This window comes from Methylobacterium sp. Leaf93 (assembly GCF_001422345.1).
Taxonomy (GTDB): Bacteria; Pseudomonadota; Alphaproteobacteria; order Rhizobiales; family Beijerinckiaceae; genus Methylobacterium; species Methylobacterium bullatum.
The window spans coordinates 117132-138341 of the sequence record NZ_LMMS01000012.1; the positions used below are offsets into that span (position 1 = coordinate 117132).

At 65.0% G+C, this 21210-nt stretch carries 20 protein-coding genes; 11 read left to right on the forward strand and 9 right to left on the reverse strand.

Translation table 11 applies throughout. The features are described 5' to 3' along the window. Positions 1-197 precede the first annotated feature (197 nt). Together ASF26_RS09185 and ASF26_RS09190 are read left to right on the forward strand one after the other, a co-directional pair. Positions 198-1835 (forward strand): hybrid sensor histidine kinase/response regulator, encoded by a 1638-nt coding sequence (locus tag ASF26_RS09185; protein ID WP_056253298.1) that lies wholly within the window; start codon positions 198-200, stop codon positions 1833-1835. Positions 1836-1870: 35 nt separating this feature from the next. Beyond that, positions 1871-2194, forward strand: coding sequence for a hypothetical protein (locus ASF26_RS09190; protein ID WP_056252494.1), 324 nt, complete (start codon positions 1871-1873; stop codon positions 2192-2194). A 63-nt stretch (positions 2195-2257) separates the two neighbouring features. On the opposite strand, the gene ASF26_RS09195 is transcribed toward ASF26_RS09190, so the two are convergent. After that, entirely contained in the window at positions 2258-3469 is a 1212-nt protein-coding gene (locus ASF26_RS09195) for an NADP-dependent isocitrate dehydrogenase (protein WP_056252496.1), read from the reverse strand. Positions 3470-3674: 205 nt separating this feature from the next. On the opposite strand from ASF26_RS09195, the gene ASF26_RS09200 reads away from it, so the two are divergent. From ASF26_RS09200 to ASF26_RS09210, 3 genes are all read left to right on the forward strand, one after another. Continuing rightward, positions 3675-4223, forward strand: a complete 549-nt coding sequence (locus ASF26_RS09200; RefSeq protein WP_018042789.1) for a formaldehyde-activating enzyme — start codon at positions 3675-3677, stop codon at positions 4221-4223. Positions 4224-4322: 99 nt separating this feature from the next. Beyond that, on the forward strand, positions 4323-5045 hold the full coding sequence (locus tag ASF26_RS09205) for an RNA methyltransferase (protein ID WP_056252499.1): 723 nt from the start codon (positions 4323-4325) through the stop codon (positions 5043-5045). A 65-nt stretch (positions 5046-5110) separates the two neighbouring features. Next, positions 5111-7456, forward strand: coding sequence for a bifunctional diguanylate cyclase/phosphodiesterase (locus ASF26_RS09210; RefSeq protein WP_056252502.1), 2346 nt, complete (start codon positions 5111-5113; stop codon positions 7454-7456). 119 nt (positions 7457-7575) lie between these two features. On the opposite strand, the gene ASF26_RS09215 is transcribed toward ASF26_RS09210, so the two are convergent. The 3 genes from ASF26_RS09215 to ASF26_RS09225 form a co-directional block, all read right to left on the reverse strand. Beyond that, positions 7576-8874 (reverse strand): aminotransferase class I/II-fold pyridoxal phosphate-dependent enzyme, encoded by a 1299-nt coding sequence (locus ASF26_RS09215; RefSeq protein WP_056252504.1) that lies wholly within the window; start codon positions 8872-8874, stop codon positions 7576-7578. Positions 8875-8909: 35 nt separating this feature from the next. Then, positions 8910-9308 carry a response regulator gene (locus ASF26_RS09220; protein WP_056252506.1) on the reverse strand — a complete coding sequence of 133 codons (399 nt, stop codon included), beginning with the start codon at positions 9306-9308 and terminating at the stop codon, positions 8910-8912. A 109-nt stretch (positions 9309-9417) separates the two neighbouring features. Beyond that, entirely contained in the window at positions 9418-10698 is a 1281-nt protein-coding gene (locus tag ASF26_RS09225) for an O-acetylhomoserine aminocarboxypropyltransferase (protein WP_056252510.1), read from the reverse strand. Between the two features lie 346 nt (positions 10699-11044). Here ASF26_RS09225 and ASF26_RS09230 point away from each other — a divergent pair, with 346 nt between their 5' ends. Beyond that, a complete protein-coding gene (locus ASF26_RS09230; RefSeq protein WP_056252513.1) occupies positions 11045-12337 on the forward strand; it encodes an MFS transporter in 1293 nt (430 codons plus the stop codon). A 13-nt stretch (positions 12338-12350) separates the two neighbouring features. Here the strand turns inward: ASF26_RS09230 and ASF26_RS21970 are convergent, their stop codons facing one another. Beyond that, positions 12351-13931 (reverse strand): AAA family ATPase, encoded by a 1581-nt coding sequence (locus ASF26_RS21970; RefSeq protein WP_162240221.1) that lies wholly within the window; start codon positions 13929-13931, stop codon positions 12351-12353. Between the two features lie 100 nt (positions 13932-14031). Next, positions 14032-14589, reverse strand: coding sequence for a CoA-binding protein (locus tag ASF26_RS09235; protein ID WP_056252517.1), 558 nt, complete (start codon positions 14587-14589; stop codon positions 14032-14034). Positions 14590-14654: 65 nt separating this feature from the next. Between ASF26_RS09235 and ASF26_RS09240 the strand changes: the two genes are divergently transcribed. The 5 genes from ASF26_RS09240 to ASF26_RS09260 all read left to right on the forward strand — a co-directional run bounded on the left by ASF26_RS09240 (position 14655) and on the right by ASF26_RS09260 (position 19309). Then, positions 14655-15083, forward strand: coding sequence for a PaaI family thioesterase (locus ASF26_RS09240; protein ID WP_056252520.1), 429 nt, complete (start codon positions 14655-14657; stop codon positions 15081-15083). A 758-nt stretch (positions 15084-15841) separates the two neighbouring features. After that, entirely contained in the window at positions 15842-16303 is a 462-nt protein-coding gene (gene rplM / locus ASF26_RS09245; RefSeq protein WP_056252523.1) for a 50S ribosomal protein L13, read from the forward strand. A 2-nt stretch (positions 16304-16305) separates the two neighbouring features. After that, positions 16306-16785 carry a 30S ribosomal protein S9 gene (gene rpsI / locus ASF26_RS09250; RefSeq protein ID WP_026175762.1) on the forward strand — a complete coding sequence of 160 codons (480 nt, stop codon included), beginning with the start codon at positions 16306-16308 and terminating at the stop codon, positions 16783-16785. Positions 16786-16868: 83 nt separating this feature from the next. Continuing rightward, complete coding sequence (locus tag ASF26_RS09255; protein ID WP_056252525.1) at positions 16869-17120, forward strand: hypothetical protein; 252 nt, start codon at positions 16869-16871, stop codon at positions 17118-17120. Positions 17121-17218: 98 nt separating this feature from the next. Beyond that, the gene (locus ASF26_RS09260; protein WP_056252529.1) at positions 17219-19309 is read left to right on the forward strand and encodes a prolyl oligopeptidase family serine peptidase; all 2091 of its coding nucleotides are present in this window, start codon (positions 17219-17221) and stop codon (positions 19307-19309) included. Between the two features lie 4 nt (positions 19310-19313). Here the strand turns inward: ASF26_RS09260 and ASF26_RS09265 are convergent, their stop codons facing one another. The 3 genes from ASF26_RS09265 to cyoC all read right to left on the reverse strand — a co-directional run bounded on the left by ASF26_RS09265 (position 19314) and on the right by cyoC (position 21205). Beyond that, positions 19314-20057 (reverse strand): SURF1 family protein, encoded by a 744-nt coding sequence (locus ASF26_RS09265; RefSeq protein ID WP_056252533.1) that lies wholly within the window; start codon positions 20055-20057, stop codon positions 19314-19316. A 120-nt stretch (positions 20058-20177) separates the two neighbouring features. Next, positions 20178-20579 carry a cytochrome o ubiquinol oxidase subunit IV gene (gene cyoD, locus ASF26_RS09270; protein WP_018042802.1) on the reverse strand — a complete coding sequence of 134 codons (402 nt, stop codon included), beginning with the start codon at positions 20577-20579 and terminating at the stop codon, positions 20178-20180. Then, complete coding sequence (gene cyoC, locus ASF26_RS09275; RefSeq protein WP_056158042.1) at positions 20576-21205, reverse strand: cytochrome o ubiquinol oxidase subunit III; 630 nt, start codon at positions 21203-21205, stop codon at positions 20576-20578. Before cyoC ends, cyoD begins: the two co-directional genes overlap by 4 nt. Positions 21206-21210 lie beyond the last annotated feature (5 nt).

Genomic DNA, 21210 nt, shown 5'->3' on the forward strand with positions numbered 1-21210 from the left:
ACAGTGAGCGCAGCGGAGCAAACGCCTGGAGATGCGTCCCGACCCAGCCGGTCGGGCGCGACTCCAGGCCGTTGCGATCGATGACGACGTGGGCGCCTGCGTCGTCATCGCGGGATTCGTCAAGGGAAACGAACGATGCGCCAGCCGTTGGGTATTTCCGACCCACATTCATTCCCTGGCACGACAATCGACAGATGATGACCGATAGCCCCGAGAAACCGCCTGCTGGTGATCCGCCGCGCGTGAGAACGGGGGCGGTGTCGGAGATTGCCGATCACACCAGCGACATCTTCTTCACGGCTGTCGAGGCGACCCGGATGCCGATGGTGGTCACCGACCCCCGGCAGGACGACAACCCGATCGTCTTCGTCAACAAGGCCTTTCTCGGCCTGACAGGCTATGAACCCGAGGAGATCATCGGTCGCAATTGCCGCTTCCTCCAGGGACCGGACACCGACCGCGACAGCGTGAACGCCCTGCGCGAGGCGATCCAGGCAAGGCGGGAATTCACCACCGAGATCATCAACTACCGCAAGGACGGATCGACGTTCTGGAATGCGCTGTTCGTCGCGCCGATCTACAATGCGGCCGGCGACCTCGTGTATTTCTTCGCCTCGCAGCTCGACGTCTCCCGCCGCCGCACCGTCGAGGAGGCGTTGGGGCAGGCCCAGAAGATGGAGGCGCTCGGCCAGTTGACCGGCGGCATCGCCCACGACTTCAACAACCTTCTCCAGGTCATCGTCGGCTATATCGATATTCTGAGCCACGGTCTCGACCGTCCGGATGCGGACCGGAACCGCCTTCGGCGCGCCACCGACAACATCCGGACCGCCGCCGAACGGGCGACTACCCTGACCCAGCAGCTTCTCGCCTTCGCGCGCAAGCAGCGTCTCGACGGCCGCGCGGTCAATCTCAACGCCCTCGTGAAGGGCATGGAGGATATGGCCGCGCGCAGCCTCGGTGACGCGATCACGCTGCGGCTCGACTTGGGCGAAGACCTTTGGAACTGCCGTGTCGACCCGGCACAGGCCGAGGTCGCCCTGCTCAACATCCTCATCAATGCCCGCGACGCCATGCCGGAGGGCGGCACCGTAATCGTCTCCACCGAGAACCGGGATATCGGCGCGCAGGATCTGGGCTCACAGGATTTCGGCGGGTCGGATTCCCTGGGCGAGGGTCGCTACGTCACCGTGACCATCACCGATACAGGAGCGGGAATCCCACCGCCGACCCTGGCGCGGGTGATGGAGCCGTTCTTCACGACGAAGGACGAGGGCAAGGGCACGGGGCTCGGCCTCTCGATGGTCTACGGCTTCGCCAGGCAATCCGGGGGCGCGGCGCAGATCGAGTCCGTAGTCGGCAAGGGAACGCGCGTCCGCCTGTCCTTCCCCGCCGCCGCCGAGGACGACCGGGAGCCCAACCGCGCGATGCCGGGGACGGTCGATCGCCAGGGGACCGAGACCATCCTCATCGTCGACGACCGCGAGGACGTGGCCGAACTGGCGCGAACCATCCTGCGCGACAGCGGCTACACGCTGTTGATGGCCCGAAATGGCCGCGAGGCACTGGAGATCCTGGATTCGAGCGGTTCGGTGGACCTGCTGTTCACCGACCTCATCATGCCGGGCGGGATGAACGGCATCATGCTCGCCCGCGAGGCCAAGCGGCGGCAACCCCAATTGAAGGTCCTGCTGACCACCGGTTACGCCGAGGCAAGTCTCGAGCGAACCGATGCCGGGGGTTCGGAGTTCGACCTTCTGAACAAGCCCTATCGCCGTACCGATCTGATCCGCCGCGTTCGCGCCATCCTGGACGGTCCGACCGACGACAGCTGAGGCGGCGGCGACGGGCCCGATACGGGAAACTCGCCATGCCGCAGGGTGACAAGTCGAAATATACCGACAAGCAGATCCGCAAGGCCGAGCACATCGCGGAATCCTACGAGGAGCGCGGCGTGCCGGAGAAGGAAGCCGAGGCCCGCGCCTGGGCGACCGTCAACAAGGACGATGGCGGCGGCAAGTATCCGGGCGGATCGGGGCGGGGCAAGTCGAGCTCCCATCCGGCGGCCCACAAGGGCGGGACCGCCGGTGGAAAGGCCTCGGCCTCCCGCAGTGCCGAGCAGCGCTCCGCCTCGGCGAAGAAGGCCGCCGCGACCCGCAAGCGCAACGCCGAGGCGTCAAGGCCGTCATCCTGACGGGGAAGGCCACGCATTCCCCTCTCCCCGCCCGCGGGGAGAGGGGAAACCCGAGCTTCGCCCTCAGGCCATGGCGGTCTTCAGGTTCGCATCGACCTTGTCGAGGAAGCCGGTGGTGGAGAGCCAGCGCTGATCGGGGCCGACCAGAAGGGCCAGATCCTTGGTCATGAAACCGGCTTCCACCGTGTCGACGCAGACCTTCTCCAGCGTGTTGGCGAACTTGGCGAGATCCGCATTGTCGTCGAGCTTGGCGCGGTGGGCGAGGCCACGGCTCCAGGCGAAGATCGAGGCGATGGAGTTGGTGGAGGTCTCCTTGCCCTTCTGATGCTCGCGGTAGTGTCGCGTCACCGTGCCGTGCGCGGCCTCCGCCTCCACGGTCTGGCCGTCCGGCGTCATCAGCACCGAGGTCATCAGGCCGAGCGAGCCGAAGCCCTGGGCGGCGGTGTCCGACTGCACGTCGCCGTCGTAGTTCTTACAGGCCCAGACGTAGCCGCCCGACCATTTGAGGCAGGAGGCGACCATGTCGTCGATGAGGCGGTGCTCGTAGGTGATGCCGAGCGCCTGGAACTTCGCCTTGAATTCGGCGTCGAACACTTCCTGGAACAGGTCCTTGAAGCGGCCATCATAGGCCTTGAGGATGGTGTTCTTGGTGGACAGGTAGACCGGGTACTTGCGGGCGAGGCCGTAATTCAACGAGGCGCGGGCGAAGTCGCGGATCGACTCGTCGAGATTGTACATCGACATCGCGACGCCGGCGGCCGGGAACTTGAAGACTTCCTTCTCGATGATCGTGCCGTCGTCGCCCTCGAACTTGATGGTCAGACGGCCCTTGCCGGGCACCTTGAAGTCGGTGGCGCGATACTGGTCGCCGTAGGCGTGGCGGCCGATGACGAAGGGCTGGGTCCAGCCCGGCACGAGGCGCGGCACGTTCTTGCAGATGATCGGCTCGCGGAAGATCACGCCGCCGAGGATGTTGCGGATCGTGCCGTTGGGCGACCGCCACATCTCCTTCAGCTTGAACTCCTCCACCCGCTGCTCGTCGGGGGTGATGGTGGCGCATTTCACGCCGACGCCGTGGCGCTTGATCGCCTCGGCCGCATCGACGGTGACCTTGTCGTTCGTCTCGTCGCGGTGCTCGACGCCGAGGTCGTAATAGTCGAGGTCGAGGTCGAGATAGGGGTGGATGAGCTTGTTCTTGATCTCGCTCCAGATGATCCGGGTCATCTCGTCGCCGTCGAGTTCGACGACCGGGTTCGCCACCTTGATCTTCGACATGATCCTCAGAACCTTTCTCATCACGCGGCCGGGGCCGGCCGCGCTCCCGCTGCGGCGGTCATAGCGCGCTGCAACAGGACGCGAAAGCCGTGCCCCTTACAGATCGCGCGGGGCGTCGGCGGGCTCGAAATTCGCCGATCCCCCTGGACATCCGGCGACGGGGCGGGAATGTGCGGGCCATTCCGACATCGAGAAGGACATGTCCATGAGCGAACGCATCATCCTGCGGGCCGGCGAGGCCCTGGTCGCCGGCGGCCCGCCCAACACCGCCTCCGAGCCGGAGGTCATCATCGGAGAGCTCGACGGGCCGGTCGGCACGGCGCTCGCCACCCTCACGGGCGATCAGGTGGTGGGCCATTCCCGCGTCTTCGCGCTCCTGAACACCGACATCATGGTGCGGCCGGTGACGCTCTGCGTCTCCAAGGTCAGCGTCACGGAGAGCAAATACACCTCCATCCTGATGGGCACGGTGCAGTTCGCCATCGCCAACGGCGTCCTCGACGCGGTGCGCCTCGGCTACATCCCCAAGGAGAAGGCCAACGATCTCGGCATCATCTGCTCGGTCTGGCTCAGCCCCGGCGTGATCGAGGCCGAGACGGTCGATCACAAGGCTCTGTTCGAGATCCAGCGCAAGGGCATGACGGAAGCAATCCGCAAGGCCATGACCAACGAGCCTTCGATCGACTGGCTTCTCGAGAACCAGGACAAGATCATCCACAAATACTACCAGATGGGCCTCGACGGTAAGATCTGAGGCGCACCACTCGCCGGGCGGGGGCGGCGCCCCCCGCCTGGCGATGCGACGACGAAGGGCGGACTATGCGTCCGGCCCGCTCCATGGCAGAGGGCGACGATGATCGCCCCCGTCGTCATCCTGGTCGAACCGCAACTGGCCGAGAATATCGGCATGGTCGCCCGCGCCATGGCCAATTTCGGCCTGTCCGAACTTCGCCTCGTGGCCCCCAAGAACGGCTGGCCGAAGAAGGGCGTGCGCGAGGCCGCCTCCGGGGCGACGCATGTCCTCGACGACGCCACCGTCTTCGCCACAGTGCCGGAGGCCATCGCCGACCTGAACTATCTGCTCGCCACCACGGCCCGCGAGCGCGGACAGATGAAGCGCGCCTATGCCCCCGAGGAGGCGATGGCGGATGTGGTTACGCGGGCGGGACAGCGCGTCGGCGTGATGTTCGGCCGGGAGCGGATCGGGCTGACCAACGACGAGGTGTCGCTCGCCGACGCCATCGTCACCTTTCCCGTGTCGCCCGACTTTCCGTCCCTCAACCTCGCCCAGGCGGTGCTCCTCGTGGGATACGAATGGCGCAAGGCCTCGGGCCTGGCCCGGCTCCCCTTCACCGGCGAGATGCAGTCGCCGCCCGCCACCCGCGAGGCGATGGCCTCCCTCGTCGCCAGCCTGGAAGGCAGCCTCGACGCAGGCGGGTTCTATCCGCCCGAGAAGCGGGACGTGATCGCCCGCAACATGCGCGACATGCTCCATCGCATGGCCATGACGGAGCAGGATGTCCGGACGTTGCGCGGGGCGTTGCGCGCCCTGACCAGGATCAAGGCCAAAGAGTGATTATTGTTATCGATTGAGCCGGTTCTTAACGCCTGCGCGACGATTGCATGAGAGTGTCATGCACCATGTGGAAGCATCGTCTCAGTGCCATTGGCGGCGAATTCGTCTCGGTCGCGCGGGAAACGGCGTTCCAGCAGGAGCGCCTGCCCGAGACCCTGCGCCATGGCCGGCTGGTCTTCCTCTGCGGCGTTCTCCTCAACACGCTCTTTCTCCTGAGTGACTGGCGCTTTGCGGGACAGACCCATTTCTGGGTCGCCGTACCGGCCCGTAGCGGCGTCATCCTGATCTCGCTCATCTGTTTACTGGCGACGCGGAACGTCGCGAGCTTCGGCAGGCTGCAGGCCGTCATGGTGACGTGGGAGATCATCGTCGCCGGCTGCGTCGCGGTCCTATGCTCGTCGCGATCCGACATCGCACTCTTCGTCATGCTCCTGCTGCCCGCGATCTACATGATCGTCGTGCCGACGCGTTTCTTCTGGAGCGTGACGAGCAGCGCGATCGCGTCGGTCGCGCTCACGGCGGGCTATCTCCTGCCCGGGCCCCTGCCATCCACGGCTTTCGGAATCTGCCTCGCGGTGCTGGTATCGAACATCGCGATGCTGCTGTTCGTCGTGCGCTCCAACCGCCTCAGGCGTCTGGAATGGATGGCGACCCAGGCCGAGCGCCGTGCCAACACGGAACTGGCGGAAAGCCGCCGCCTGTTCGAGACCATGTTCAAGGCGGTGCCGATCCCGATCGTGGTGTCCCGCCGGGACGACGGCCAGATCGTGGATGCCAACGACGCCGCCAATCGTTTCTACGGGCTCGACGATCGGGAAGACCTGACACAATACAGGACGCGCGATCTTCTCAGCGGGGATGCCCGCCGCCTGATCCAGGCGGAACTCGACAGGACCGGGACCGCCAACGAGATCGAGATCAGCACGGGAGCCAGGGGGCGGGTGCGACGGGACGCCATGCTGTCGGCGGTCACCGTCGAGATGGACGGGTCGACCCGCATCATTTCGAGCCTCGTCGACATGACGAGTCGCAAGGCGGTGGAAGAGCGGATCCGCCTAGCTGCCCAGCGCGACGTCCTCACCGGGCTGCCGAACCGCGCCCTGTTCCAGACGACCCTCGATGCGGCGCTGAGCCGGGCGGAGGCGTCAGGAGAGCGCGTCGGCCTCATCCTCATCGATCTCGATGCGTTCAAGGAAGTGAACGACACCCTCGGCCACGAGGCGGGCGACGCCGTGCTCAAGGAGGTCGCCCGGCGTCTCGGCACAGCCATCGGCGAACACGATCTCGTCGCCCGTCTCGGGGGCGACGAGTTCGTCATCATCGCACCCTGCGAGAAAGACCGTCACCAGCCGAGCCGGCGCATCCATGCCCTGGCCCGGGCGATCCTCGACGTGCTGAAACCGGCGATGGCGGTATCGGGGCGCGTGGTCTCGCCCCGCGCCAGTCTCGGCCTCGCCCTCTACCCGGAACACGCCGCCAATTCGACCGACCTCTTCACCAATGCGGACCTCGCTCTCTACGCGGCCAAGGCGGCCGGACGAAACCGCGCGACGCTCTTCATTCCGGCGCTCCGGGCGGATATCGAACATCGCGTCTCCGTCGCCCGCGAGATGAGGTCGACGCTCGAAGTCGGCGGCTTGATCCCCTATTACCAACCCAAGATCAGCCTCGCCACGGGTCGGATCATGGGCTTCGAAGCCCTGGCACGGTGGCAGCATCCCACCCGCGGCCTCCTCTCGCCGGCGAGTTTCTCGACGGTCTTCGACGATGCGGAGATCGGGATCGCCGTCGGCCATGTCCTCGCGCGCCAGATCTTCGCCGACATCGCGGGATGGATCGCGCAAGGGTACGATCCCGGGCGGGTGTTCCTGAACCTGTCCTCGGCGCAGTTCGCGCAGGACAACCTCGCCGAATGCCTGATCGCCGATCTCTCCGCCGTGGGACTCGCCCATGACAGGATCGGCGTGGAGGTGACGGAGACGGTTCTCCTCGGCGGCCATGGCGACCGCGTCTCCGCGATCCTCTCGGACTTGCACCGCGCCGGCATCCGCGTCGCCCTGGACGATTTCGGAACCGGTTACGCCTCCCTCACCCACCTGAAGCAGTATCCGGTGGACGAGATCAAGGTCGACCGCAGCTTCGTGCGTGACCTCGAACGAGACCCCAACGATGCGGCCATCGTCACGGCGGTGGTGCAACTCGGCCAGAATCTCGGTCTCGACGTCACCGCAGAGGGCGTCGAGACCGAGGCTCAGGCGGAATTCCTGCGCGAGCAGGGCTGCGCCTATGCGCAGGGCTACCTGTACAGCAAGCCCATGCCGCAGAGCCGGGTGCCGTGGTTCCTCAACAAGCACGGCGGCAGGGCCGCCTCCGTGGGAGCAGCGGTCGCGGCTGGGCTCAAATTCGCCTGATCATACCAGACCTCGATGAGTCTGACTCATCGAGGTTTGCCCGCGCGACGGCGCGGCGGCGGTCGTCCGCCGGACCTCACTGACCCTGACCTATGGGATAGGGTCAGTGAGACTTGGTATCAGGCGGCGGTCTGATCCAGCGCCTGGGCGATATCGGCGATCAGATCCTCGACGTTCTCCAGACCGATGGACAGGCGCACGGTCTCCGGCCCGACCAGGGCCGCCGCCTTGTCCGCCGCGCTCAGTTGGCGGTGCGTCGTGGTGGCCGGGTGGATCGCCAGGGATTTGATCTCGCCGATGTTCACGAGGTGCGAGACGAGCTCCAGGCCCATGATGAATTTCACCGCCGCCGGCTCTCCGCCCTTCAGCGCGAAGGTGAAAATCGAGCCCGGCCCCTCCGGCACGTAGCGGGCGGCAAGCTCTTCGCCCGTCTGGCCGGGCAGCGCCGGATAGCTCACCCATGCCACCGCCGGATGGTCCTTGAGGAAGGCGGCCACCGCCTTGGCATTCTGGCAATGCCGCTTCATGCGCAGGGGCAGGGTCTCGATGCCGGTGAGCGTCAGGAAGGCGTTCATCGGCGACAGGCCGGGGCCGAGATCGCGCAGGCCGAAGAGTCGACAGGCCACGGCGAAGCTGAAATCCGGGAAGCGGTCGGAGACGACCAGCCCGTCGTAATCGGCCCAGGGCTCGGTGATGAGGTTGTAGCGCCCCTCTGCGGACGGCCAGTCGAAGGTTCCGGCATCGCAGATGATGCCGCCGATGGTCTGGCCGGACCCGCCGAGGAACTTCGAGGTCGAGTGGAACACGATGTCGGCCCCGTGCTCGATCGGCCGGATCAGGGCCGGGGAGGCGAGGGTGTTGTCCACCACCAGGGGAAGGTTGTGGCGCTTGGCCACCTCGGCGATGCCGGCGATGTCCATCACCGTCGCGCAGGGGTTGACGATCGACTCGCAGACGATGGCCTTCGTCTCCGGCGTGATCGCGGCCTCGAAATCGGCGGGCGTCAGACCCTTGGCGAAGAGCGGCTTGAGGTCGTAGCGCGCGTCGAGCCGGTTCATCAGCCCCAGCGAGCCGCCGAACAGGCGCGGAGAGGCGACATAGGCGTCGCCGCTCTTCATCAGCGTCATCAGCACGAGGAGGAGGGCGGACTGGCCCGAGGAGACGGCCACGGCCGCCTTGGCGCCTTCCAGGGCGGCCACCCGGCGCTCCAGGGCAGCCACGGTGGGGTTCGAGCCGCGCGAATAGGAGAAGCCGGTGCGCCGCATGGCGAAAATGTCGGCGGCCTGCTCGGTGGATTCGAACACGAAGCCGTTGGTGAAGTAGATCGGCTGGACGCGCGCGCCCGTGGCGGGGTCGGGTGCCGCGCCGGCATGGACGGCCTGGGTGGCGAAGCGGAGCGGGCGGGTCTCGGTGGCCATGATGGGCGTCGCGATCTTCGAAAGAGGTGTCGGGGTCAGGCAACGCGCCTGGCGAAGGCCCGCAATGTCCGGACCAGGGTGGTGGGCGCGTAGGGCTTCGGGATGAAGCGCGCGCCCTCGGGCATGTCATGCGGGCCGGGCGTGCCCATGCCGGAGACGACGAGGACCGGGATGGTCGGCCAGCGATGGGCGACGAGGCGGGCCAGCGCGAACCCGTCCATGGAGCCCTGCGGCATGTCCACGTCGGTCATCATCAGGTCGATCTCCTCGTTGCGTTCGAGGATGGTGAGCGCCTTGTCGGCCTGCGGCGCTTCGAGGACGCGAAACCCCGCATCGACCAGGGTATCGGCCGCCTCCATCAGGAGGAGGCCGTCGTCTTCCACCAGGAGGATGACCGGGGGCTCGCCGGAAGTCTCGAAAGGATCATGCGTCATGCAATGCGAACGATCTCGATGGGGGATTGGTTCGCGGGGTAGTCCCGACGCCGACGAGGGTCAACCCGAGGGGGTCGAGCCGGGATCGCGCACGGGCCTGCCAGCAAAATCAAGCGCTTAACGCCGCGTCGAGATCGTCGATCAGATCCGCCGGGTCCTCGATGCCGATGGAGAGGCGCACCACTTCCGGCCCCGCGCCGGCGGCGGATTTCTGCGCGTCGGTGAGCTGGCGATGGGTGGTGGAGGCCGGATGGATCACCAGCGAGCGGGTATCGCCGATATTCGCCACATGCGAGAACAGCTGGAGATTGGCCACCAGCTTCACGCCGGCCTCGTAGCCGCCCTTGAGGCCGATGGTGAAGACCGAGCCGGAGCCGAGCGGCGTGTAGCGCCGGGCGAGCTGGTGGTACTTGTCGGTCTCCAGCCCCGGATAGCTCACCCATTCCACCGCCGGATGGGTGCTGAGATGGGTCGCGATCTCGAGAGCGTTGTCGCAATGGCGCTGCATCCTGAGCGGCAGGGTCTCGATGCCGTTGAGGATGAGGAAGGCGTTGAACGGCGAGAGCGCCGGGCCGAGGTCGCGCAGCCCCAGCACCCGGATGGCGATGGCGAAACCGAAATTGCCGAAGGTCTCGGAGAGGACCATGCCGGAATATTCGGGGCGCGGCTGCGACAGCATCGGGTAGCGGTCGTCGCCGGCCCAGGGGAAGGTGCCGCCGTCGACCACGAGGCCGCCGATGGAATTGCCGTGGCCGCCCAAGAACTTGGTGGCCGAATGCACGACGATGTCGGCCCCGTGCTCGAACGGGCGGATCAGGTACGGCGTCGCCATGGTGTTGTCGACGATGAGCGGGATCTTGTGGCGCTTGGCGATCACCGAGAGGGCGGCGATGTCGGTGATGACCCCGCCCGGATTGGCGATGGATTCACAGAAGATCGCTTTGGTGCGCGGCGTGATCGCCCGCTCGAACGAATCCGGGTCGTCCGTATCGGCCCAGACCACGTTCCAGCCGAAGCTCTTGTAGGAATGGTTGAACTGGTTGATCGAGCCGCCATAGAGCTTGTTGGCCGCCACGAACTCGTCGCCCGGCTGCATCAGCGCGTGCATGGTGAGGAACTCGGCCGCGTGGCCCGAGGCGACCGCCACGGCGGCGGTGCCGCCCTCGAGCGCCGCGATGCGCTCTTCCAGCACCGCGTTGGTGGGGTTGGTGATGCGCGAATAGATGTTGCCGAAGGCCTGCAGCCCGAACAGCGAGGCGGCGTGGTCCACGTCGTCGAACACGAAGGACGTGGTCTGGTAGATCGGCGTGGCCCGCGCGCCCGTGGTGGCATCGGGAGCGGCGCCGGCATGGATCGCCAGCGTGTTGAAGCCTGGGATACGGTCGGTCATCACTTACTCCGGGGGCCGGCGGGCACGCACTGGACATCGTTCTAGCGCCTGTGCCGGGCCAGACGGAAGAGGAACCACGCCCCCGTTCCGCTTAAACGAACAGAAGTTCTTTATGGCGGACGATGCGCGCGGGTCAAGGGTGAGTGGTGACGCGCGGGTGGAGGGCGCCTCTCCTCCCCCTTGTGGGGAGGAGCCGGAGGTGGGGGTGGTTGCGGAAGAGTCGCGCCATGTCCGGCACCACCCCCACCCTCGATCCCTCCCCACAAGGGGGAGGGAGGAGCCCCCCCCGGCACGATCCTGCACGAATTCGCATGGCACTCGCCCCCGCCTGCGGTTATAGCGCCGCATGCTCCAGCCCGCTCCGCCCCCTCCCGTATCCGCCGCGAAGATCCTCATCGCCAGCTTCGTCGGCACGGCGATCGAGTTCTACGATTTCTACGTCTACGCCACGGCCGCCGCCCTGGTGATCGGGCCGATCTTCTTCTCGGCCGACGATCCGTCGGTGCAGACGCTGGCGGCCTTCGCTACCTTCTCCATCGCCTTCATCGCGCGGCCGCTGGGGGCGGCGTTCTTCGGGCATTTCGGCGACCGGGTCGGGCGCAAGGCGACGCTGGTGGCCTCGCTCATGATCATGGGTCTCTCCACCGTGCTCATCGGCTGCCTGCCGACCTATGCCACCGCCGGATGGTGGGCGCCCTTCGCGCTCTGCGTGCTGCGCTTCGGCCAGGGCATCGGTTTCGGCGGCGAATGGGGGGGTGCCGCCCTGCTGGCGGTGGAGAACGCCCCGCCGGGGCGACGCGCCCTCTACGGCATCTTCCCGCAGCTCGGCGCGCCGGTGGGCTTCATCACCGCCAATCTCGGCTTCCTCGGCCTCGCGCTGGCCTTGAGCCCCGCCGATTTCCAGGCCTGGGGCTGGCGCATCCCGTTCCTCGCCTCCGCCGTGCTCGTGGGCGTAGGGCTCTATGTCCGCCTGAAGCTCACCGAGACCCCGGTCTTCAAGGCGGCAATGGAGAAGGCCCCGCCCGAGCGGGTGCCGCTCGCCGTCATCTTCACGAAATACATCAAGGCGACGCTGCTCGGCACTTTCGCCATGGTGGCCTGCTACGCGGTGTTCTACCTCTCCACCGTCTTCGCCCTCAGCTACGGCGTCTCGAAGCTCGGCTTCGACCGCCCGACCTTCCTGCTGTTCGAATGCGTCGCCGTGCTGTTCATGGCCCTCGGCATCCCGCTCTCGGGCTGGGCCGCCGACCGCTACGGCCGCCGCCCCGTCCTCCTCACCGGCCTCGCCTTCACCGCCTCGCTCGGCCTGCTCCTCGGCCCGATGCTGGGGAGCGGGCAGGGCGGCCTGGTGCTCGGCTTCCTCTGCCTTGGCCTCTTCGCCATGGGCTGGCTCTTCGGCCCCATGGGCGCCCTGCTGCCCGAGCTCTTCCCCACCCGCGTCCGCTACACCGGCGCCTCGGTGACCTACAACCTCGCCGGCATCCTGGGCGCCTCCGCCGCGCCGTATCTGGCGCAGCGGCTGAGTGAGTGGGGCGGGATCGGTTGGGTCGGGTTGTATCTGGCCGTGGCGGCTGGGATTAGCTTTGTGGCTGTGGCGTTGATGGAGGAGACGGGAGCACAGACCCTGGGCCAGATTTAGTTTTCATAAATACTTATTCTTCTATCCCTGGAAGAACAGGTAAAGACAATTTGAGAGCAGCTTTTATCGAACGACCATGAGGGGTATTCCGCTCAATATGTGAAATAAAAGCTTTTTTGTAGTTTTTAAAATTTGGGAAGCCGAAAAATCCGGAAATTTTTGATGGAATAGAAGTATTTTTAATTGGTATGGATTGCAGCATGCCATAGGGGTCAAGTTGGTCTAGATCTGCAGCGAAGCTGCTTTCCACAGAGTCTCGGACTTTACCTAAATCTACAGCCTCAATTTTAGTTTGACCTCCACGTATTGAATCGACAGACACTTTCTGCTCGGAAATCAAGCGATTGGCCGCCCAAACGATTTTTCGGGTGACAATTTCCGTTCTATTAGCAAGAAATAGCGCTTTTACTGACTGCTCAAATGTATTTATCATCTCTTCTGATGAAGCTTCGCCGAAGAATTCATGGGCAGATTTTGACATCTCCACAATCGCAGCCTTATGGAAAAATAAGTTCTCGATGGTTGGGCATGGCAACGAGTAGATACTTGCGTCTTTTAGCTTTAACTGCTCTACGTGATCGCGCCCGTCATTATCGATTATCCCACAAACTTTCAGCCAATGAAAATCACTATTCGCCCGCAAAGACTTAACGTCCCCCGACAATGTCTCCCACCCGCCTCTCGCAACGACGTTCCATCCGGGGTATAAAGCACTATATAACGATTTGTCTTCAGAACTTGCAGTCCCTTCAACCAACAGCAACGCCTTCCTACTTCCAAGAATCGAATATTTAAGCTTCTCGTCGATTTCTTCGTCTGCTTTTATTAATGATATCTTATATCGCCGAGTTTCTGGCGCAACCGAATAAATCGATGAATCGCGCACATGTATAATTCTATCTGGACGAAGCCATTCGATTAGTGGCAAATCATGAGTAGCAAATATAAACCCGACATCGCCGCGCATTCGAACGGCAGCCGATATTAACGACGACGAAATACTTGGATTTAAATGTCTTTCTGGTTCATCAAACGCAATGTAAGAATCTTTTGGACGCGTTACGATTGCGCCAACCAGAAGCAATGCTGCCCTTTCTCCATCTGAAAGCCGGTCAATACCATAGATTGCTCCATTTCTTCGTGCCTTAACGGTACCCTCATCTAGAATAATCTCAACCGCCAATCTGCCTGCCGAAAAGACAGCATTGATCATATCTATAGCACGAGGATTATTCTTTTCGGCATCATGAAATCTCACGCCATCACGAAAATCCTCAATCATGTTGTTGTTCGACTGATTTTGGCAGTTTATAACTCGCTTAATAACCGACTTTAAATGCTGTTCGCCCCAGGTATTTCTATACCTATTCACATGATCTGGATGTGAACGTAGTTGCAATGCAAAATTCGCTAAGCTTAATCCAACCTGATCGACATCGTCCGATTGAAACGTAATCTGTCGGTGCCCAGAAAACATTTCAACGTCACTTTGATGGTTCAGATAACGAGTAACCTCGTCCAACAATGCTGATTTACCTACTCCATTTGGTCCAGTAACGACCGTCACTTCGCCTGGTTTGAACGTGAAATCCATCCGCTCGGAAGGCTCGTCGGTCTGTAAAATAATCCTGTTTTCCATAAATGTCCTCGCATCGAGAATGCTTTGGGTACAAATTACGACTTCAAGTCGTCCTTTACCCCCGCTCAATCGTCAGCCTTTGCACCCCCTTACCCCCCAAAACCGGCCGCTTCGAACTCAAGATCCGAGAATTCACCCCGGTCCAGCCGATCTCACCCGAGATCCGCCCGTACTCGATCTTGGGGCAGCGGTTCATCACTACGGTGAGGCCCGCCGCCTCGGCGCGGGCGGCGGCCGCGTCGTCGCGGACACCGAGCTGCATCCAGACGATCTTCGGCGGCACCGGCAGGGCCAGGGCCTCGTCCACGAGGCCGCCGGCCGCGTCGGAGTTCCGAAAAATCTCGACCATGTCGACAGGGCCGGGGAGGTCGGCGAGGCGGGCGGCGACGGGCTTGCCCAGCAGCACCTGCCCGGCGAGGCCGGGATTGACCGGGATCACGTCGTAGCCGCGCGAGAGCAGGTATTTCAGCACGATCCAGCTCGGCCGGGCCGGGTTCGCGGACGCGCCCACGAGGGCGATGGTCTTCGTCTCCGTGAGGAGGCGGCGGATCAGCGCATCGGGATAGCGGTCGTGGCGGGAGGAGTCTTGGCTGGCGGCGACGGGGTCGGTCATCGGGACTCTTGCGTGACGGGCTCATAGACTTGTCCGTCATCGCGCCCCGTGCTGCAAGGCGAGCCATGACAACGACTATGACCCTGCCTGAGACCATCGCCTTCCTGGAGCGGGACTTCCCGCAGATGAACCATGACGGGCCGGCCTTCCACCTCGAATCGGTGGGTCCGCTCTCCGCGCGGATGCGGCTCGACTATCACGAGCGCTTCCTGCGCCCCGGCGGCACCATCTCCGGCCCGGCCATGATGGCGCTGGCCGATTACGCCCTCTACGCGGCGATCCTCGCCAATATCGGCCCGGTGGGTCTGGCCGTGACGACGAACCTCTCCTTCAACTTCCTGCGCAAACCCGGCCCCACCGGCCTCGTCGCCGAGGCGACGCTCCTCAAGCTCGGCAAGCGCCTCGCGGTGGGAGAGGCACGCCTCTTCGCCACCGGCTCGGACGACCTCGTCTGCCACGCCACGGGGACCTATTCGATCCCGCCGGAGCGGTGAGCCGTCACCTCACCCTCCCCCCTCTGCGGGGGAGGGTGCCTGCGGAGCAGGCGGGAGAGGGGGAGCCGGTGCCGGATGGTCCAGACCCGGACAACCGCGCTTCCTCACGCTTCAGCCGATTTCGCTTATCTGACACCGCTTAGCATCCTCGATCCCGCCCGAGCGGTGAGCGGGCACGCCACCCTCCCCCCTCTGCGGGGGAGGGTGCCTGCGGAGCAGGCGGGAGAGGGGGCGACCTCTCCGGACAACGCGCTCCCCTCTCCCGACCCACTTCGTGGGCCACCCTCTCCCGCAGAGGGGAGAGGGGAGAGGGGGAGCCGGTGCCGGATATCCCAGGCCCGGACAACCACGCTTCCTTCCACTTCAGCCGATCTCGCTCACCGATCGCGACATGCCCAGTCTCGAACCCGCCGAAGCGGCCGGCCATTCCCACCCATCCACCTCATCCTGAGGCGCCGCAGCGAAGCGAAGGCCTCGAAGGAGGGGTCCAGTTCGCGCGAGATCGCTGGAGGGCTCCTTCGAGGCCCGCTGGCGCGGGCGCCTCAGGATGAGGTCGCGGGTGGGAGGGGAACGGGAAGGATGCGGTATCCTGATACCTCACCCCCGAAACACTTCGTTTCCTTGAGGTTTTTGCCGATTCCCGTCATCGGAAATGCCTTGACGACTCACCCGTCGCCCCGTATTGCAGCCTCCAACGCCGCTGCGTGTCTCACGTGGCGGTGCATCGTTTTGCAAGACATCATACGGAACGCCACGGGATGAAGACCTTTTCTCTGAAGCCCGCCGACGTCGACAAGAAGTGGATCATCGTCGATGCGGAGGGTCTGGTCGTCGGCCGGCTCGCCACCATCATTGCGATGCGCCTGCGTGGAAAGCACAAGGCTTCCTACACGCCCCACGTCGATTGCGGCGACAACGTCATCGTCATCAACGCCGAGAAGGTGAAGTTCACCGGCCGCAAGCGCGAGCAGAAGGTGTACTACCACCACACCGGCTACCCGGGCGGCATCAAGGAGCGGACCGCGAAGTTCATCCTCGACGGCCGGTTCCCCGAGCGCGTGGTCGAGAAGGCCGTTGAGCGCATGCTCCCCCGTGGACCGCTGTTCCGCCAGATCATGGGCAACCTCCGGGTCTACAAGGGCACCGAGCATCCCCACACCGCCCAGCAGCCGCAGGCGCTCGACGTCGGCAGCCTCAACCGCAAGAACGTGAGCGCTTGATCATGGCGACCCTCCAGTCCCTCTCCGACCTGAACCGCGCCAACGTCGAAGATCCCGAGAACGCGGCGCCCGTCCACGTTCAGAAGCTCGACGCCCAGGGCCGCGCCTATGCCACCGGCAAGCGCAAGGACGCGGTCGCCCGCGTCTGGATCAAGCCCGGCAACGGCACCGTGGTGGTCAACGGCCGCACGGTCGAGACCTACTTCGCCCGCCCCGTGCTGCGCATGATCCTGCGCCAGCCGCTCACCATCGCCAACCGCGTCGACCAGTACGACATCACGGTCACGGTGCATGGCGGCGGTCTCTCCGGCCAGGCCGGCGCCGTCCGTCACGGCCTGTCGAAGGCGCTCACCTATTACGAGCCTGAGCTGCGCGCGCCGCTGAAGCGCGAAGGCTTCCTGACCCGCGACAGCCGCGTGGTCGAGCGCAAGAAGTACGGCCGCAAGAAGGCTCGCCGCAGCTTCCAGTTCTCGAAGCGCTGAGCGTTTCGGTTTACTCAGGTTTTGGAAAGGGCGGCCTCGTGCCGCCCTTTTCGTTTGTCGCGACACAGTCCGAAGGTCTCTCGATGCCCAACGTCTTCCGGCGCGTTCACGCCCCCGTCGTCAGCGCGGTCACGCTCTGCCTGTCGAAGGCCGGCGACGAGGTGAAGGGCGAAGTGAAGCTCGCCGACGGACGCCAGTTCAGCACCACCGGCCTGCTTCCCATCGCCCAGGCCTTCGGCATCGCCGTGCACGTGGCCAACGAGGGCGGCATGGAAATCGTGGTCATCGATCCGCAAAGCGCATGGAAGCCGAGCTGGGGAACGCTCGAGGGTTAGAGATTCGCGCGAAGCCCCGTCGCGTACCGGTCGAAAGGGGGGTCCGATTCCGCTCGGAAGCCGTCGCCATTCCGGTGGAATCGCCCTAGTTTCGAGGCATGATTCAGCCGACGAACCCCTCCTTCGACCCCCGTCCCACCCGCGCCGAACCCGATGACGACCCCCATCTCTGGCTCGAAGAGGTGGAGGGCGCGGAGGCGGTCGCCTGGGTCGAGGCGCGCAATGCCGAGACGCTGGCCCGCTTCACCGACCCTGTGATGGAGCGCGACCGCGAGGCGGTGAAGGCCATCCTCGACCGGCCTGACAAGATCCCCCTCGTGTCACGGCGCGGCGATCTCCTCTACAACGTCTGGCGCGATGCCGAGCATCCCCTCGGCCTGTGGCGGCGCACGGACGAGGCCTCTTACCGCGCCGGCACCCCCGCCTGGGAAACCCTCCTCGACATCGATGCCCTGGCCAAAACCGAAGGCGTGGATTGGGTTTGGGGCGGCGCGACGCTCATCCCCGGCAGCCACGACCGCGCCCTGGTGAAGCTGAGCCGGGGAGGGGGCGACGCCACCATCTTGCGCGAATTCGACCTGCCGACGCTGAGCTTCGTCGCCGATGGTTTCACCCTGCCCGAGGCCAAGGGCGGGGCGGATTGGCTCGACCGCGACACGCTGATCCTGTCGAGCGCGCTCGGCGAGGGCATGGCCACCCGCTCCGGCTATTCGCGCACGGTTCGGCTCTGGACGCGCGGCCAGGACCCGCTCGCGGCCACCATCCTGTTCGAGACCGCGCCCGAGAATATGGGGCTGTGGGGCGGGGTCGACCACGATGCGCCCTCCGAGCGCGTGGTGTTCATGGAGCGCACCGGCTTCTTCGACGGCATCCTGCATATCGGCGATCGAACTGGCCCGACCCACCGCATCGACGCCCCCACCGACGCCGAAATCTCTCCCCACGGCAATCACTTGGCCATCCGCACCCGCTCGGAATGGAGCGTCGGCGGGGTGGTCCACGGGCCCGACACGGTCCTCGCCATCGGCCTTCCGGCCTTCCTCGACGGGGATCGCGCCTTCACCGTGTTGTGGACGCCCTCCGAGCGCAGGGCGCTGCAGAACGTCTCCTGGGCCGGCCCGCGCCTCATCGTCGATGCCCTCGACGACCTGCGTCCCGCCTACAGCGTGTTCGAACCGAGGGAAGGCGGTTGGAACCGCCTGAGCCTGCCGGGCCTGCCGGAGATCGGCAGCGTCTCGGTCTGGCCGTTCGATTCCGAGCCGAGCGAGTCGGACGGCTCGCTCCTCGCGATGGTACAGGATCCGCTGACGCCGCCGACGCTGCTGTCGATCCCCGGCGATCTCTCGGCTCCCGCCATCCTGCGCACGACGCCATCGGCCTTCGATACGAAGGGCCTGACGGTCACCCGCCACGAGGCCATCTCGGTGGATGGCGAGCGCATCCCTTACGTCCAGGTCGGCCCCGCCGGGGCGAGCGGTGACGCGCCGGTGCATCTGTCAGCCTATGGCGGATTCCAGATCTCGCTGCTTCCCACCTACCAGGCCGTGCTCGGCAAGCTCTGGCTCGAGAAGGGCGGCATCGGCGTGGTCGCCAACATCCGCGGCGGTGGCGAGTTCGGCACCCGCTGGCACCAGGCCGGGCGGCGCGAGGGCAAGGCGCTGGCGCATGACGATTTCGCGGCGGTGGCGGCAGACCTCGTGGCGCGCGGCGTCACGAAACCCCAGCGCATCGCCGCACAGGGCGGCTCGAACGGCGGCCTCCTCATCGCCAACATGCTGACCCGCTACCCCGAGCGCTTCGGCGCCCTGTTCTGCACGATCCCCCTCATCGACATGCGGCGCTATTCGAAGCTGCTGGCGGGTGCGAGCTGGGTCGCCGAGTACGGTGACCCCGATGTGGAGGCGGATTGGAGTTTCCTCGGCGCCATCTCGGCCTATCACACAGCGGAAGCGGGTAAGCCCTATCCGCCGATCCTCATCGCCACCACACGACGGGACGACCGCGTCCATCCGGGGCATGCCCGCAAGATGGCGGAGAAGCTGCGCCATCTCGGCTACGACCCGGCCTTCTTCGAGCCGGCGGCCGGCGGCCACGGCTATGGCAAGGACAATTCCGAGACGGCCGCTTTCCTCGCCCTCGGCATGGGATTTCTCCGGCAGACCATCGGCTGGGTTCCGGAGGAGGGCTGACCGGTCAGGCGTCGCGCAGGCGCATCCCGTCGCGGATCACGTAAGCGCCACCGGCCGCCGCCATGATGGCGAGCGCATACCAAGTCAGCGCGTAAACGAGGTGGTTGTCGCTGAAGGCGACCACGGTGAGCCCGCCCACGGGATACCCGCCGGGATTGGGCTCCGCATCGGCATCGATGAAGTAGGGCGCGGTCGAGCCGAGGCGACGCGAAGCGGCGATGGCCGCCACATCGCGCGAGTACCAGCGATCGGCAGCGGGGTCGTTGCGGCGGAGGAAACCGCCACCGGGCTCGGACAAGCGCAGCAGACCAGTGACGCGTCCCTCACCCGCCCGCCGACCGATCTCGCGGGTCGCGGCATCGCGCATCTGCGCCGGAACGAAGCCGCGATTGACAAGGATGGTGGAACCATCGGCCCCCACCAGCGGCGTCATCACCCAGAAACCGCCGCCGAGTTCCGTGACCGCCTGGACCAGGGTCTCCCGGTCATATGCGAAGGTCCCGGTGGCGACGACGCGCTTGTAGGCGTCTGTCCCGACATCGAGCGCGGGCCAGTCCGCGCGCCCTGGGGCGGGGACCGGATCGGCTTGGATCCTCGCGTCGACCCGGGCGATCAGGTCGTGCTTCCACGCGCGGCGCTGCACCTGCCATGTCCCGAGTGCCGCGAAAGCCACCACGACCACGAGTGTCAGGACGCCGACCGCAACAAGCGTCGGCGTCGCGCGTCGCGAGGATCTCCCCGTATTCATCGGAGCGGGTCGGCACAAAAGCCATGGCCCCGCCGCGGATTTCGCATCCGGAACAGGGCCATGGGCTTCCGGTGTCGCATCGTCTGTCTAGTGAACAGGATACCGTTCCGGGGCGATGCGCTAATGGTGCTGATGGAGGCTGGTCGGCGTCATCGGCATCATGTTGGTGTTCAGATGATACATCACCCAGACGGAGCCCGTGAGCGTGATCACCACGAGCGTCAGGGTGAAGATCAGCGCCAGGATCGTCCACCCACCCTCGGACTTGGTGTTCATGTGGAGGAAGTAGACCATGTGGACCACGATCTGCACCACGCCGAAGCCCATGATGACAAGGCCCGTGAGGCGGGGGTTTCCAAGCACATCGCCCATCACCAGCCAGAACGGAATGGCGGTGAGGATGACCGAGAGCACGAAGCCGGTGACGTAGCCCTTAAAGGAGCCATGACCGCTCTGGTCGCCGTGGCCCTTCACGTCCTCTTCATGGTCAGCGGCATGGGCGGACTGGCTGGCGGCGCTCATTGCAGCACTCCCATGAGATAGACGAAGGTGAAGACGCCGATCCAGATGACGTCGAGGAAATGCCAGAACATCGACAGGCACTGAAGGCGCCGCTGGTTCTCCGGGATCAGGCCCTTCCGTTCGGTCTGAACCATCAGGACGATGAGCCAGACCAAGCCGAGGGTCACGTGCAGGCCGTGGGTGCCTACCAGCGTGAAGAACGACGACAGGAAGGCGCTACGCTGGGGTCCGGCGCCCTCATGGATGAGGTGGGCGAACTCGTAGAGTTCGAGCCCGATGAAGGCGAGGCCGAACAGGCCGGTCACGCCGAGCCAAAGCTGCATGCGCCGTTGTTCGCCCTTGGCCATCTCCAGCATGGCAAAGCCATAGGTGATGGAGGAGAACAGCAGCATCGAGGTGTTCAGCGCAACCAGCGGCAGGTCGAACAGGTCCTTCGGGGACGGACCCGCCGCATAGTTGCGACCGAGAACGGCGTATGTGGCGAACAGGGCCGCGAAGATGAGGCAATCGCTCATCAGGTAGATCCAGAAGCCGAGCATGGTGCCGCCTTCGGGATGGTGATCCTCCTCCATGTAGAAGGAGGGTGCCTCGCCGTCCTTGGCGAGGGTGGGGGAATGCGACGCCATGGTTC